Consider the following 15,383-nt stretch of genomic DNA (forward strand, 5'->3'; position numbering starts at 1 on the left):
CTACTGATCGCCGTCGAGAATCTCCTTGGGGATGGACGGTGCGGTGGTGGCCCGCCGGATCGGGCGCATGGCGATCAGGCCGATGATGAGCGCCGAGATCGCGAAGCCGACCAGGCTGAGCATGCCGCCGTGCGAGCCGAGCAGGTCCACCATGCGCCCGGACACCAGGTTGGACACCGCCATGCCCACGACGAACATGGCTCCCAGCATGGCCATCGCCTCGGTGAAGCGCGAGGAGGGCGTCATGGAGATGAGGAGCTGGTTGACGTTGACGACCGTGGGCGCCTGAGCCAGGCCGGCCACGAAGAGCACGGCTGCAGCCGAGACGAGCGAGTGGGTGAAGAGCAGGAGCGCCGATCCTGCGGCCACGATGGTCATCCCCACGTAGAAGCGGATCCACAGCGGGGACGTCCAGGCCCTCGCTCCGTATCCGATGGCTCCCAGCATCGAGGCCCCGGAGAAGCAGGCGATGACCAGTCCCGCGCTGCCTGGCATCCCCAGCTCCTCTGACAGCGCCACCACCGAGACGTTGGTGGAGGCGATAAAGGCGCCGTAGGCCACCTGGATCGCCAGGAGGGCGACGAATCCGATGGTGAAGAGCTGCTCCTTGCCTCCTGTGACCGGCTCGGCCTCGCCTGCGGCGGCCGGGGCGGCGCTGCGGTGACGAGGACCGGTTGGGGGAGGCTCGATCGCGTCGTCGAGCAGGAAGCCCCAGATGGAGATGAGGATGGCGATGATGGCCGCGGCCATCGGGGACAGAAGCGCCACCGAGGTAGCCAGCACCGTGGCCGTGGGGTTGCCGATGACCCACATCATCTCTTCGAGCGTGCTGGTCAGGGACAAGGCGGAGTTGAGCTGGCCGGGTCGCTGGCGCAGCACGTAGGTCCACCGGCCGCGGATCATGGAGGAGTAGGGCACCGAGGTGCCCAGGAGCACGCCTCCCATGACAATGACCCACGCCGGCCAGTGCAGGTGGAGGGCGGCGGACATGAACAGGATCGAGAAGATCCAGAACCCGGCGAGCGGCAGGCCGACGCGGCGCTGGCCGTAGGTATCGATGAGGCGGCCGACCACCGGGCCGGTGAAGGCAGAGGTCAGCGCCATGACGGAGGAGACGACGCCGGCCAGCGTGTAGGAGCCGTAGCCGTCGCGGATGCCGATAAGCAGCCCCATCCCGAGGAAGGGGTAGGGGAACTGACCGATGACACCGGTGATGACAGAGCGGGAGGCGTGGGGCAGGCGGAGAAGAGAGGCGTAGACGCGCAGACCGCCGTCGTGACCATGATCAGTCACGGGAACTCCTTGCGAGGTGGCAGGGAAGATTTCGGTAGGCGAGTGATAACGCTAGGGCACTGCGTGAGCCGTGTCAGTACCCTCAGGAGTCTTGCTGGGCATGAAGGTGATCACGCCGGGAGAGACCCAGGCGTGGCGCGCGCAGACGGCGCCTGGATCAGGCCTCCTGCCCTCGCCGGACCGCCTCCAGCATGAGGGTGGCGACGTCCATGACCTGCACCTGCGCGCCCTGGCTGGCCACGCCGTCGGAGAGCATCGTGGTGCAGAACGGGCACGCGGTGGCAATGACCTGCGCTCCGGTGCCGATGGCCTCACGCGAGCGCTCGACTGCGATCCGGGTGCCGATCGACTCCTCCATGAAAGCCCGGGCACCTCCTCCGCCGCAGCAGAAGGAACGCTCCTGGCTGCGTGGCATTTCCACGGTCTGGGCGCCGGTGGCCTCAACCAGCTCGCGAGGAGGAGAGTAGATCTGGTTGTGGCGGCCCAGGTAGCAGGCGTCGTGGACGGTGACGGTGGGCGAGGGCGCAGCCAGGGTCAGGCTGGTGCGGCCACCGGGACCTGTCTGAGGACTCGTGGCCGGGGCGGGCGCCGGCTTGAGACGGCCCTCGCGTACGAGGCGGGACAGCAGCTGGGTGTGGTGGAGGACCTCGTAATGCCCGCCCACTTGCGGATACTCCCGGGCCAAGGTGTTGAAGCAGTGGGCGCAGGTGACCACGATCTTCTGCGCCTTGACCTCGTTGAGGGTCTCGACGTTCTGGCCCGCCAGCATCTGGAAGAGGATCTCGTTGCCGGCGCGCCGAGCCGGGTCCCCGGTGCAGGACTCAGCGTCACCGAGCACCGCGAAGGAGACCCCCGCCGTGTGCAGCAGCTCAGCGACCGCGCGCGTGGTCTTCTTGGCTCGGTCCTCGTAAGCGCCGGCGCAGCCGACCCAGAACAGGTAGTCCACCTCGCTGGCGTCCTCAACGTCCACGCCGACCACGGGGACCTCGAAGCTGAGGTCCTTGGCCCACTCCATGCGCTTGCGTGGTGCCAGGCCCCAGGGGTTGCCCTTGGACTCCATCTTGCGGAACATCTGCCCCAGCTCCTTGGGGAAGGCAGACTCCATGAGCACCTGCTGACGGCGTAGGTCGATGATGTGGTCAACGTGCTCGATATCCACCGGGCACTGGTCCACGCAGGCTCCGCAGGTGGTGCATGACCACAGGACGTCCGCCGGGATGACCTCGCCGACCAGGGGCGCGGGCCGGGTGGACACGCCGGACTCGCTCGGGGCGGCTTTGGCTGCCAGCAGGGCACCGAGCACGTCCTGCGTATGCGCCGAGCCCTCGGCCAGTCCGCTCCGCGAACCGCGCAGGATCCCACCGTGGGCCGCCGCCTGCTCCTCGGTGACCTCATGGGGCGAGGTTCCCAGGCTCGCAGCGGCCTTGAGGAAGGGGGCGGCTGCAGCGTGATGGTCACGCAGGGCGAGCGTGAAGAGCTTGGGGGACAGGGGCTTGCCGGTGTTCCACGCCGGGCACAGGTCCTGGCAGCGTCCGCACTCGGTGCAGGTGGAGAAGTCGAGCAGTCCCTTCCAGGTGAAGTCCTCGATGCGGCCCACGCCGAGGGTGATCTCGCGATCCTGCTCCTCGGCTGCCTCCATGGCGGTGTCCAGATCGTCCAGCGTCTGGGCCGTGAGAGTCGTGGGATGCCCCTGCGCGTTGTCAAAGACCAGCTCCTTGGCCGGTCCCAGGGCCTTGGACCCCACGGCGGGACGGTCCTGCTGGGTCGAGGTTGTGGGCGCGGCGGAGACCTCCCGCCGGGCCCAGACGTTGACGACGGCCAGGAAGCGGTGCCAGGCCACGCCCATGGACGGCTGCAGCCCGATGACGACCATCCAGCTCATCGAGACCACGACCTTGATCGTGGCCACGACCAGGATCGCTGCCTCGACCCCCGTGACGCCCAGCGGGCTGAGCAGCGGCACGGCCCAGGAGGTGAGCGGGTAATGGCTCCAGGAGCCGAGGGGGGAGTGGGGCTCGGTCAGGTGCAGCTGTGTGGCCTCCAGCATCCGCAGTGCCAGGACGCAGGTGACGACGATGAGGACCACGGCCTCGACGAAGACGGCCTGAGCAGCCGAGGAGCCGGAGAAGCGAGGTGAGCGGGTGCGTGTCCCACCCTCGCTCGTGGAATCGAAAGGAGGCTTGGCCCTGCCGCCTGCAGTCAGGCGACGGCGCACGAGGATGAGCCCGACGATTCCTGCCAGGCTCAGCCAGGCGATCACCTCCACGATCCAGCTCCACCAGGCCTGGTGGTCCAGCCAGGGCAGGGAGAAGCCCGGGCCGCCGAGGACCTGCCCGTTGCCGGTGACCAAGGTGAGGGCGAGCAGCGGGAAGCTGACCATGACCAGCCAGTGCGCCACGGCGATCCAGACGCGTGCGCGGAAGGACCGGTGGCTGAGGATCTCCCCCAGCATCCGGGTGGTGCGGCGCCACGGCCGCTGGCTGCGGTCCTCAGCAGGGCGCCCCAGACGCATCCGGGCGATGATGACGAGGCAGGCGCGTGCGAACAGGGCGACGCCGACGCCCGTGAAGGCGCAGACGACGACCGAGCACACCAGGCGCAGGATCATCAAGGAGGTCATGCGGCCAGCCTACTCAGGGGGTGCGACATCCTCGCGCGCAGCAAGGACGTGCGGCTGGAGATGACGCCAGTTCAGTCCTCGATCGCCGTGATGGTCTGCGGGCGCAGCGGGTTGAAGTCCGCACCGCCGTACCAGGACGCGGCCTTGCGCAGGCTCAGCTGCTGGACGACGCCGGCGATCGCGCCGGAGATCGCGGCGAAGGCCACGATCTGGAGGACCGGGGTGTCCAGCAGGTCCTCGTCCGTAGGAACCGGCTTGCCACTGCCCTTGCGCCAGGCGGCACGGATGGCGCGGTCGGCCATGAAGCCGGCAGCCAGGGTGGTCAGGGCGGCGGTCGCCTGCCAGGCGATGCCGGCGGAGGGGGTGCGAGACATAGGTCCTCCCGAAGTCATCTCATGCGCCCGCGGCGGCGCTGTCGCGATCCTACTGTGCTCGCTGCCCGCTGCGAGGGACAAGGGGTTACAGGCTCAGCAGGTACAGGGCGGCAAAGCCCACCGCCATGAGGGCCATCAGGGCCGCCCACACCGCCGCCGCGCGACGCCGGTAGGTCAGCACGGCCACGTACTCGCGCAGCCAGGCGTTGATGACGTAGTAACGGGCGGTCGGGGCCGGGGCGACGGCCCAGCTCGTCTCCATGTCCGAGGCCAGGATCGCGGTACGCACGGCGTGGTAGGAGGAAGTGACCAGCAGGACCTGGTCGTAGGAGACGTTGTGGCGAGCGCCCAGGTCTGCTAGGAGCTCACGGGTGAAAGCGATGTTCTCGCGCGTGGTGGTGGAGCGGTCCTCCAGCACGATGTCCTCGCGCGGCACCCCGAGGCCCACGGCGTACTCGGCCATCGCACTGGCCTCGCTGGTGGGCTCGTCGTCTCCCTGGCCGCCGCTCATCACCAGGACTGGCCTGCCGCTGGCGGCCTCGCCGTCGGAGGAGGACTTCTGGCGCCTGGCGGCCTCGTCCTGCCAGATCTCCACGCCGGTGGTGATGCGCGAGGCCAGCAGCGGTGTCACGGCGCCGTTGATCAGTCCGGCGCCGTGGACGACGACGGCGTCCGGATGGGGCACCGCACGACGCCCGCCCCACACCCGCTGCACCAGCGTCTGGGCCAGGAGGATGATGAGGAAGCTACCTAGGTAGAGACAGGCGGCGAAGAGCTCGGCTGCTGCGGCGATGGACCAGGCCTGAGTCAGGGACACCAGGACGACGGCGCATACCGGGGCCGCGACCAGCCCGATGCCCAGCAGCAGGCTGAGGAGGTTAGCGGGCCGCCTACCCTCCCGGCGCAGGACCCGCAGACCGTTAAGTACGAGCATGAGCGGCAGCATGGCCATGAGCAGGAACCAGGCGAAGGCTGCCAGGAGAACCAGGATCCGCATGCCGGGTACGTACGAGGTGAGCATCGCCAGCAGACCCAGCAGGCTGTAGGCCGTCAGCAGCGCGAAGAAGCCGCAGCGTAGCTGGCGGTGGTCGCGGCGCAGGGACCAGACGAGTAGCACGGACCAGAGCACGACGAAGCCCAGGTCCCACGCCACGCTCCAGATACTGACATCCTCCACGGTCCTGCTCCTCTCGCCTCCGGTGACTGTCTTGCATCCTGTGCAGAAAAAGACTGCATCGAGCGTCGATATTTTCCAGGATAGACTCGGCCTCACGACAGGGGAGCGCCGTCGGGCGCTGAGAGTGCGGAAGACCGCAGACCCTCGAACCTGCTCCGGTTCATACCGGCGAAGGAAGTCGAGCTTCTCCCCGCGCCCGCGGATCGGCCGCGTGCGCGAGCCCTCCTGACATCGATCCAGGAGACCACCACATGGCTCAGGCCACCCACCCCATCACCCACCGAGTCCTTGCCCCCACCCGCCGTCAGCTTCTTGGCGTCCTGGCCCTGGGCGCCGTCGGCACGAGCCTGGCCGCCTGCGGCTCGAAGGGCTCCGGCTCCGCCTCCTCGACCGCCTCCGGCTCCGCGGCCGGATCAGGATCCAAGGTCACCGTGCTCACCCATGACTCCTTCCACGTCCCGGACGAGCTCGTGGCGGCCTTTGAGAAGGACAGCGGCTACACCCTGGAGATCGTGCCCAGCGGCGACGCCGGCGAGCTGGTCAACAAGCTGGTCCTGACCAAGGACGCACCGCTGGGCGACGCCGTCTTCGGCATCGACAACACCTTCGCCTCTCGCGCCCTGGACGAGGGCGTCATCGACACCTCCGTCACCGTCACCTTGCCGGACGGGGCCGAGCAGTACGTCGTCGACTCCACCCCGGCCCTCGCGCCGATCGACTTCGGCGAGGTGTGCGTCAACATCGACTCCTCCTGGTTCGCGGACAAGGGCCTGACCCCGCCCACCTCCTTTGAGGACCTGACCAAGGCGGAGTACAAGGACCTCTTTGTGACCATCAACCCCTCGACCTCCTCCACGGGCCTGGCCTTCCTGCTGGCCACGATCGGCCACTTCGGCGAGGACGGCTTCGCTGACTACTGGAAGCAGCTGGTCGCCAACGGCACCAAGATCGACGAGGGCTGGACCGACGCCTACTACACCGACTTCTCCGGCGGTGGTGAGGGCGGCACCTACCCGATCGTGGTCTCCTACTCCTCCTCCCCGGCCGCCACGGTGAGTGAGGACGGCGCCTCCTCCTCCACCGCCTCGGTGCTGGCCACCGCCTTCCGCCAGGTTGAGTACGCCGGCGCGCTGGCAGGTGGCGCCAACCCCGAGGGCGCCAAGGCCTTCATCGAGTGGATGCTGTCCACCGATGTCCAGACCTCGATCCCGGACAACATGTACATGTACCCGGTCAGTCCCGAGGCCACGCTGAGCGAGGCCATGACGGCCTTTGGCAAGGTCTCTGACTCCCCGGTCACCGTCGAGGCAGACGCGATCGCGGCCAACCGTGAGGCCTGGTTGGCCACATGGACGGAGGCTGTCGGCGCGTGAGCGCCGTGCCTGGACCCGCCCCCCGGCCTGCCGCCCGCGCGCCGCAGGCCGGGCGGGGGCGGCGCGCCCGCCCGCTCCGGCGAGGTCCGAGCACGACGCCGTCTGAGCGCCTGGGCTGGTTCCTGGCCGTGGCGGCGCCGGTCGTCTTCCTGGCAGTCTTCTTCGCCTGGCCGGTGGCCAGCCTGCTGGCTCGTGGCCTGGCACCGCAGGGAGCCCTCGACCTGTCTGGCTTCGTGGAGGTCCTGGCGCGCCCGCGTACCTGGCGCATCATCCGCCAGACCCTGCTCCAGGCCAGCGCCGCCACCGCGATCTGCGTCCTGCTCGGCCTCCCGGGGGCCTGCGTGCTCTACCGGCGCCGTTTTCCGGGACGGGACCTGCTGCGGGCCGTGGTGACCGTTCCCTTCGTCCTGCCCAGCGTCGTCGTCGGTATCGCCTTCCACGCCCTGGTCACCCGCGGCGGCCCGCTGGGCGGCGTGGCCGACGGCGCCCTGGACGGCTCGGTCCTCACCGTCGTCGCCGCCCTGGTCTTCTTCAACTACGGGCTGGTCGTGCGCATGGTGGGCACCATGTGGTCCCGGCTGGACCCGCGCGCCGTGGAGGCAGCACGCACCCTGGGAGCCTCACCCTGGCGCGCCTTCTACACCGTCACCCTGCCCAGCCTCGCTCCCACGATCGCGGCGGCCGCCTCCCTGACCTTCCTTTTCTGCGCCACTGCCTACGGGGTCGTCCTGGTCCTGGGAGGCACCGGCATCGGGACGATCGAGACCGAGATCTACGTGCTCACCGCCCAGTACCTCGACCTGAGGGCGGCAGCCGTGCTCTCCGTCCTCCAGCTGCTGGGCATCGCTGCGGTGCTGTGGCTGACCGAGCGCACGCGCAGGGCCTCCCAGGCCTGGCTGCGCCTGCACCTGGACGTACCGCCCACGCGCCTGCGCCGCGCCGACCTGCCGGCCCTGGCCCTGACCCTCATGGTGGTGGCCGGGCTGCTGATCGGTCCCGTCGTGGTCCTCCTGGCGCGTTCGCTGCGCCGCGGGGGGCAGTGGACCCTGGCCAACTACACGGACCTATCCACCACTGGCGGTCGCAATGCCCTGCTCGTCACGGTGTGGCAGGCCGCCGGCAACTCGCTACGGGTGGCGGCTGCGGCGGCGGTGATCGCGCTGGCTATCGGGACGGCGGTGAGTCTCGTGGTCTCCCGCCGGCCCCGCTCGCCGTGGCTGCGCCGCGGAGTCGTCCTGCTCGACTCGGTCTTCATGCTCCCGCTGGGAGTCTCCGCCGTGACGGTCGGCTTCGGTTTCCTCATCACGCTCACCCGCCCTCCCCTGGTGCTGACTCGCAGCTGGTGGATCCTGCCACTGGCCCAGGCCGTGGTGGCGGTGCCACTGGTGGTGCGCACTCTCCTGCCGGCGCTGCGGGCCATCGATCCGCGTCAGCGTGAGGTCGCCGCGGCGCTGGGGGCAGGCCCCGGCCGGGTGCTGGCCACGGTGGACGGGCCGCATCTGCTGCGCGCCGGCGGGCTGGCGGCCGGCTTCGCCCTGGCCACGAGCCTGGGGGAGTTCGGGGCGACGTCCTTCCTCGCCCGCCCCCAGACCCCGACCCTGCCCGTGGTCCTGTACCGCCTCATCGGGTCCCCTGGTGCGCAGAACCAGGGGATGGGGCTGGCCGCGGGTGTGGTGCTGGCAGCCGGGACGGCAGCCATCATGCTCGCCTGCGAGCGGGCCCAGACCATGCACCTGCGGCGCAGCCGCGAGCCGGTCAGGCTGCCGGCGACGAGGGAGGAGAGACCATGACACCAGTCACGACCAGCCCTGCCCGCGACCGCGCGCCGGCGCCCGCGGCAACGGGGCTAGAGATCCGCAATCTGGAGATCACCTACCCTGCGGCCCCCGCACGGCGCCGAGGCGCGCCGGCCACCGGCCCGGTGCGCGCCGTCGACGGCGTCAGCCTCACCGTGGGCCGGGGCGAGGTCGTGGCGCTCCTGGGGCCATCCGGCTGCGGGAAGTCCTCCCTGCTGCGTGCCGTGGCCGGGCTGGAGGACCTCGCCGGTGGCGAGATCTGCTGGGACGGCGACGACGTCGTCTCCCTGCCGGTCCACAGGCGCGGCTTCGGCCTCATGTTCCAGGACGGGCAGCTCTTCCCCTTCCGGGACGTGGCTGGCAACGTCGCCTACGGGCTGACTGGGCTGCCCCGGGCGCGCCGACGCGCCCGGGTCGAGGAGATGCTCACGCTGGTGGGGCTGTCCGGCTACGCAGGGCGCGAGATCACCACGCTCTCCGGCGGCCAGGCCCAGCGCGTGGCCCTGGCCCGCGCCCTGGCGCCGCGTCCGCGCCTGCTGCTCCTGGACGAGCCGCTCAGTGCCCTGGACCGTGCCATGCGCGAGCAGCTGGCCGTGGACCTGCGGCGGATCCTCGCCGACCAGGGCACCACGGCCCTGTATGTCACCCACGACCATGCTGAGGCGGCCACGGTGGCTGACCGCGTGGGAGTCATGGATGCTGGCCACCTGCTGGCCATCGGGCCGATGCACGAGCTGCGTCGTCACCCCGGCTCGGCGCAGGTCGCCAGCTTCCTCGGGGTCGAGTCGGCCTGAGAGCCTCGTCTCTAAACAAGAACCTGACTCGTCAACCACCGTGGACGCTGCTAGCGTCTTGCCCAGTCATCACGGCGCCGCAACCGGCGTCGCCTGCCTACGGAGAGGTCGCGGTCGCATGACCAAGCGAATGTGTTGTTGCTGCTGTCGCTGACGACGGCTTCACACCCATTCGCCAGAGCGCTCCCGCGCTCGCAAGACCCCGTGAGGTGCCCCCGTGCCCCTGTCCTCCCAGGACACCCAGAACAACGCCACCCCCAGCGAGCAGACCACCGCTGGCGAACTGGCGACCCCCGCGGCCGCGGACGTGGACCGGGTGGGTGAGCGCCCCACAGGGTGGCGCTACGTGCTGCGTCGCCTGCGCAAGGACAAGGGCGCCGTCTTCGGCGCCGTCATCGTCGCACTGACCACCCTGATCGCCGTCTTCGCGCCCCTGATCACCAAGGTCGTGGGCGTGGACCCCTACACCTACGACCTTGACGCCCTGGACGGCTCCGGTCTGCCGCTGGGCAGCTTCGGCGGTATCAGTGCCGCACACCCCTTCGGCGTGGAGCCCCAGACCGGACGCGACCTGTTCGCCGTCGTCATCGAGGGCACCCGCACCTCCTTCTCCATCGGCATGGGGGCCACGGTCCTGTCCATGGTCATTGCCATCGCGCTGGGGCTGAGCGCCGGCTACTTCGGAGGCTGGTGGGACGTGCTGGTCTCCCGGCTGACGGACGTGACCCTGGGCTTCCCGCACCTGGTCTTCATGATCGCGATCTCGGCGATCATCCCGGCCACCGCCCCGCGCGTGCTTGTCATGATCCTCATCATCGGGATCCTGGGGTGGCCCTCGACCGCGCGCGTCCTGCGCAGCCGCACGCTCGCCCTGCGAGGACGCACCTTCGTGGGCGCCTCGCGCGCCATGGGAGCCTCCCAGGGCCACGTCCTGATCACCCAGGTCCTGCCCAACCTCGTGGCCACCATCATCGTCTTCACCACGATCGCGATCCCCGGCAAGATCACCGCCGAGGCCGCCCTGTCCTTCCTGGGCGTGGGCGTGGCCCCGCCGACCCCGTCCTGGGGACGGTCCATCGGCAACGCCGTGACCTGGGTGAGCACGGACCCGTGGTACCTGCTCTTCCCCGGCGCCGCCCTGTTCCTGGTCACCCTGGCTTTCAACCTCTTTGGTGACGGGCTGCGCGACGCCCTCGACCCCAGGACCGGTGAGAACCGATGAACCGACTGCGCTTCCTGGCCTCGCGTCTGGTCCAGACGCTCCTGGTCCTCATCATCATCGCCTTCATTACCTTCGCGATCTTCTCCCTGTGGCCCTCCGACCCGGCGGGGCTGGCCTGCGGCAAGCCCTGCACCCCGGACAACCTCCAGCGGGCGCGCGAGTTCATGGGCTATGACCAGCCCTGGTACACCCAGTTCTGGCACTACCTCGTGGGCATCGTTCAGGGCCGTACCTTCGGCCAGGGCGCCAGCGCCGTGGTCTGCTCGGCCCCCTGCCTGGGCTACTCCTTCCGCCTGTCCACGCCCGTGACCGACCTCGTGGTCTCCCGGCTCCCGGTGACCGCCTCGATCGCGGTCGGTGCCGCGATCCTGTGGCTCATCGTGGGTGTGGGCGCGGGAGTGATCTCGGCGCTGCGCCGCGGCTCGCGCCTGGATCGCTTCATCATGACGGGCACGGTCTTCGGTGTCTCGGCCCCCTCCTACCTTCTGGGGCTGCTGGGGATCCTCCTGTTCGGCTTCACCCTGGACATGGTCCCGGTCTCCGGCTACGTGCCGCTGAGCCAGAGCCCCGTGGACTGGGCCTGGCACCTCATCCTGCCCTGGACGGTGCTGGCGCTGATCTCCGCCGCGATCTACGCCCGCATGGTGCGTGGCGAGATGCTGGAGAACATGGGCGAGGACTACGTGCGCACCGCCCGGGCAGTGGGGCTGCCTGAGAAGCGGGTCATCGGTCGGCACGTCATGCGCAACATCTCCCTGCCGGTGGTCACCTACTTCGCCTTGGACCTGGGGTCCATGCTGGGCGGGGCGGTCATCACCGAACGGGTCTTCTCCATGCAGGGCCTGGGCGCCCTGCTCATGGACGCCGTGGGCACGGTCGACGTGCCCGTGGTCATGGGGGTCACGCTCGTGGCCGCCGCCTTCGTCATCATCGCCAACCTTCTCGTCGACGCCTTCGCCGCCCTCATCGACCCTCGGGTCTGAGGACGACGACGTCGCAGCCGGGCCGACCGGGCCCGGCCGCGGGCTCAGCCGAGCCCGCTCCCGACGGCGGGCCCCGCCGTCGGACCACAAGCCCCCGGCCTGCGGGCCGGGACCACAGAGAACACGCGCCCGCGCCCGCGGGCTGCGCACCCCGTAGGAAAAGAGCATCACCATGGCACGAACCTTCACCCTCAGCCGTCGCAACCTCCTTGCCGGCGCGGGCATGTCCGCCCTCGCCCTGACGCTCGCCGCCTGCGGGGCCAACGAGCGTTCTGCCTCCGGCTCGGGCGCCAGCGGTGCGGCCACGGCCACCGCCGGCGGCACGCTGCGCATCCTCACCTCCTCCACTGACATCAACTGGGACCCCGCCAAGAGCCAGTCGATGCCGATGACCTCCCTGGGCCTGGTCCACCGCCGCCTGACCACCTGGAAGCTGGCCGAGGGCAAGGACGCCGAGGTGGTGCCTGACCTGGCCACCGACACCGGCACCGTGAGCGAGGACGGCCTGTCCTGGACCTACACCCTCAAGGACGGCCTGGCCTTCGAGGATGGCACCGCGATCACCAGCGCCCACATCAAGTACGGCCTGGAGCGCACCTTCGCGGCCTCGCTGGCCGGGGGCCTGACCTACCACAAGGCACTGCTGGCTGACGCCGAGGGCTACGAGGGCCCCTACGAGGGATCCCACCTGGACTCCATCGAGACCCCGGATGACAAGACGATCATCTTCCACCTCAAGCAGGCCTACGGCGACTGGCCCTGGATCGTGGCCCAGCCCGCCTTCTCCCCGGTGCCCGAGGACAAGGATGACCCCTCCACCTACGCGCGCACGCCTGTGGCCTCCGGCCCCTACCGCGTGGCCGAGTACTCCACCGGCGTCTCGGCGACACTGGAGCGCAACGAGAAGTGGTCGGCTGACACGGACGACATCCGCCTGGCCCTGCCTGACACCATCGTCTTTGAGCTGAGCCAGGACGAGTCCACGGCCACCCAGCGCCTCATCGCTTCCTCGGGCGATGACGCCAACGCCTTCGGCGCGGACCTGGTGGCCGCGGCCCAGCTCGCTCAGGTCTCCGGCAACGCCGACGCCAAGGCCCGCCTGGCCACCACCCCTGAGGGCGGCCCGCTGATGTACCTGGCGATCAACACCGAGCGCGTGAGCGACCTGGAGGTGCGCACGGCGATCGCCCAGGCCATTGACAAGGCCACCGTAGTCTCCGCCCTGGGTGGCGAGCTTGGCGCCGAGGCGGCCACGACCATCATCGCCCCCGGTATCCCCGGGCGCGAGGACTACGAGGGCGTGGCCGCGGACGTCGAGGCGGCCAAGGCCACCTTCGCCTCCAAGGACGTGCCGAGCCTGGTCCTGCTCACCGCCAACTCGGCGGCCTACCAGGCCGTGGCCGAGGCAGTGGCGCAGTCCCTGACCGAGGCCGGTCTCAAGGTCACCATTGACCCGGTGGAGGCCGAGACCTACTCCGAGCGGGCCTCGCGCGGTGACGGCTCGACCTACGACCTCGTCATCGGCTCGTGGAACGCCGACTTCCCCTCGGCCGGCGCCTACATCCAGCCGCTCTTCGCCTCCTCGGAGATCGGCAACGGCGGCTACAACCTCGGCCGTTATTCCAACGCTGAGGTGGACGCGGCGATCGAGAAGGCCCTGGGCACCCTCGACACTGCTGACGCCCAGGCCCAGTGGGTCGAGCTGGACAAGAAGATCGCGGCTGACGTGCCGATCGTTCCTCTGGCTAACCGTCGCAACTCCTTCCTGGCCGGATCGGGCGTGACGGGCTTCTCCGTGGAGTCCTACCCGGCCTACCCGAGCTACCTCACCGTCGGGGTGAGCGCCTGATGACCGCGGAGGAGACCCAGGGCGCCGCTGCGGCGTCGATGCCCGGATCGGCCACGGCCGGTCAGGCGGCGCCGGCCCTGTCCCTACGGGGCTTCGGCGTGACCTTTGCGGGCAGCCCAGTGCCCGCCAGTACCGAGGTCGACCTCGACCTCGTGCCCGGACGCGTGCTCGCCCTGGTGGGTGAGTCCGGCTCGGGCAAGTCGGTCACGGCGATGGGTGCCCTGGGTCTCCTCCCCTCCACCGCCACCGTCACGGGCAGCGCACTGCTACGCGACGGCTCCCAGTCCGTTGAGCTCGTGGGTGCCTCGCGCGGCGTCCTGGATGACGTGCGAGGTCGCCTGGCCGGCATGATCTTCCAGGAGCCGACGACGGCGCTGGACCCGCTGGAGACCATCGCCTCCCAGGTGGGTGAGGCTGTGCGCGCCCACGAATCCCGCCACCGCCGTCGGCCGCGGCGTGAGCTTCACGCGCGGGTCCTGGACCTGCTGGCCCTGGCGGGACTGGGCGAGGGTGAGCAGGCTGAGCGCATTGCTCGCTCCTACCCCCACCAGCTCTCCGGCGGACAGCTCCAGCGTGCCTGCATCGCTCTGGCGATGGCCTGCGACCCGCCGGTCCTCATCGCCGATGAGCCCACAACCGCCCTGGACGTCACGGTCCAGGCCGGGATCCTGGCCCTGTTGCGTTCCCTGACCGAGCGTGGCGTCGCCATCCTGCTCATTACCCATGACATGGCGGTGGTGGCTGACGTGGCGGACGACGTCGCCGTCATGCGTCAGGGGCGGATCGTGGAGCGCGGAGCCGTGCGCGAGATCTTCCACGCCCCCACTCACCCCTACACCCGCGAGCTGTTGGCGGCGGTGCCTCGCCTGGACTCCCTGCGCCAGGAGAACCCCTTTGAGGCCGTGGTGCGTGAGAGCGTGCCCACGGATCCGGACCAGGAGGACGTCGTGGTCATCAAGGACCTCGACGTCGTCTACCGCAACGGCCGGCGCTCGGTCCACGCGGTGCGCGGCGTGAGCCTGAGCATCAGCGCTGGTGAGGTCCTCGGGCTCGTGGGCGAGTCCGGCTCGGGCAAGTCCACCATCGCCGGGACCTTGACCGGGCTGGTGCCGGTGGCGTCGGGCTCGGTGCGTGTGTGCGGCGTCGAGGTGGCTGGGGCGCGGCGGCGTGACCTGCTGCCGGCTCGGCGTGCGACCGGCGTCGTCTACCAGAACCCGGCCTCGTCCTTGAACCCGCGGCGCACGGTGGGATCCTCGATTGCCGAGCCGCTGGTGGTCCACGGTGGCTATGACTCCGCGGCTCGCCGGGCGCGGGTGGCGGAGCTGCTCGATGCGGTGCGGCTGCCTGCCTCGATGGCGGACCGCTACCCGCATGAGATGAGCGGTGGTCAGCGTCAGCGTGTGGCGATCGCCCGGGCGCTCGCGCTGGACCCGCGCCTGGTGATCGCTGATGAGCCCACCAGCGCCCTGGACGTCAGTGTCCAGGCGGTGGTCCTGGACCTGCTGCGTGATCTTCAGGTCGAGCTGGGGTTTGCCTGCCTCTTTGTCTCCCACGACCTGGCCGTCGTCGATTCGGTGGCCCGGCGCACGGTGGTCCTGTCTGCCGGGCGCGTGGTGGAGGAGGGCGTGACCGAGCAGGTGCTGGCTCGTCCGCAGGAGGAGTACACCCAGCGTCTGGTGTCGGCGGTGCCGGTGCCTGACCCTGACGTGCAGGCACGGCGTCGCGAGCTGCGAGCCGCCTGAGCGCCGACGGACCGCGTGCGTGTTGGCCGACCACGTGTGTGCTGACCGACCACCAACGCCCCGACCGACCACGGGATTCGCGCGAATCCCGTGGTCGGTCGCGGCATACGTGGTCCGTGGGAGCATAGGTGGTCGGTGGCGGGCTTTCGCCTCCGGGAAA

General features: G+C 70.0%; 11 protein-coding genes and 1 riboswitch. Of the genes, 7 read left to right on the plus strand and 4 right to left on the minus strand.

What is annotated here, in order from left to right; all coding sequences use genetic code 11:
- The 4 genes from CYJ26_RS07325 to CYJ26_RS07340 form a co-directional block, all read right to left on the minus strand.
- The gene (locus CYJ26_RS07325; protein WP_101638214.1) at positions 1-1,293 is read right to left on the minus strand and encodes an MFS transporter; all 1,293 of its coding nucleotides are present in this window, start codon (positions 1,291-1,293) and stop codon (positions 1-3) included.
- A gap of 157 nt (positions 1,294-1,450) precedes the next feature.
- Positions 1,451-3,913 carry a (Fe-S)-binding protein gene (locus tag CYJ26_RS07330; protein ID WP_101638215.1) on the minus strand — a complete coding sequence of 821 codons (2,463 nt, stop codon included), beginning with the start codon at positions 3,911-3,913 and terminating at the stop codon, positions 1,451-1,453.
- Between the two features lie 71 nt (positions 3,914-3,984).
- A complete protein-coding gene (locus CYJ26_RS07335; RefSeq protein ID WP_048685590.1) occupies positions 3,985-4,287 on the minus strand; it encodes a DUF4235 domain-containing protein in 303 nt (100 codons plus the stop codon).
- Positions 4,288-4,372: 85 nt separating this feature from the next.
- Positions 4,373-5,464 carry a YdcF family protein gene (locus CYJ26_RS07340; RefSeq protein ID WP_034234523.1) on the minus strand — a complete coding sequence of 364 codons (1,092 nt, stop codon included), beginning with the start codon at positions 5,462-5,464 and terminating at the stop codon, positions 4,373-4,375.
- 89 nt (positions 5,465-5,553) lie between these two features.
- A riboswitch (TPP riboswitch) is annotated at positions 5,554-5,658 on the plus strand.
- Between the two features lie 57 nt (positions 5,659-5,715).
- On the opposite strand from CYJ26_RS07340, the gene CYJ26_RS07345 reads away from it, so the two are divergent.
- From CYJ26_RS07345 to CYJ26_RS07375, 7 genes are all read left to right on the plus strand, one after another.
- Complete coding sequence (locus CYJ26_RS07345) at positions 5,716-6,837, plus strand: thiamine ABC transporter substrate-binding protein (RefSeq protein WP_034234526.1); 1,122 nt, start codon at positions 5,716-5,718, stop codon at positions 6,835-6,837.
- Positions 6,834-8,627, plus strand: a complete 1,794-nt coding sequence (locus tag CYJ26_RS07350) for an ABC transporter permease (protein WP_244902044.1) — start codon at positions 6,834-6,836, stop codon at positions 8,625-8,627. The genes CYJ26_RS07345 and CYJ26_RS07350 overlap by 4 nt, the downstream gene beginning before the upstream one ends.
- Positions 8,624-9,427: an ABC transporter ATP-binding protein gene (locus CYJ26_RS07355; protein WP_101638217.1), complete on the plus strand. Its 804-nt coding sequence runs from the start codon at positions 8,624-8,626 to the stop codon at positions 9,425-9,427. The genes CYJ26_RS07350 and CYJ26_RS07355 overlap by 4 nt, the downstream gene beginning before the upstream one ends.
- Before the next feature lie 217 nt (positions 9,428-9,644).
- Positions 9,645-10,649, plus strand: coding sequence for an ABC transporter permease (locus CYJ26_RS07360; protein WP_180950871.1), 1,005 nt, complete (start codon positions 9,645-9,647; stop codon positions 10,647-10,649).
- Positions 10,646-11,632 carry an ABC transporter permease gene (locus CYJ26_RS07365; RefSeq protein WP_006547664.1) on the plus strand — a complete coding sequence of 329 codons (987 nt, stop codon included), beginning with the start codon at positions 10,646-10,648 and terminating at the stop codon, positions 11,630-11,632. The genes CYJ26_RS07360 and CYJ26_RS07365 overlap by 4 nt, the downstream gene beginning before the upstream one ends.
- 172 nt (positions 11,633-11,804) lie before the next feature.
- Positions 11,805-13,481, plus strand: a complete 1,677-nt coding sequence (locus CYJ26_RS07370; RefSeq protein WP_006547663.1) for an ABC transporter substrate-binding protein — start codon at positions 11,805-11,807, stop codon at positions 13,479-13,481.
- On the plus strand, positions 13,481-15,223 hold the full coding sequence (locus tag CYJ26_RS07375; RefSeq protein ID WP_006547662.1) for a dipeptide ABC transporter ATP-binding protein: 1,743 nt from the start codon (positions 13,481-13,483) through the stop codon (positions 15,221-15,223). Before CYJ26_RS07370 ends, CYJ26_RS07375 begins: the two co-directional genes overlap by 1 nt.
- Positions 15,224-15,383 lie beyond the last annotated feature (160 nt).

It is taken from the genome of Actinomyces urogenitalis (assembly GCF_002861525.1).
Taxonomy (GTDB): domain Bacteria; phylum Actinomycetota; class Actinomycetes; order Actinomycetales; family Actinomycetaceae; genus Actinomyces; species Actinomyces urogenitalis.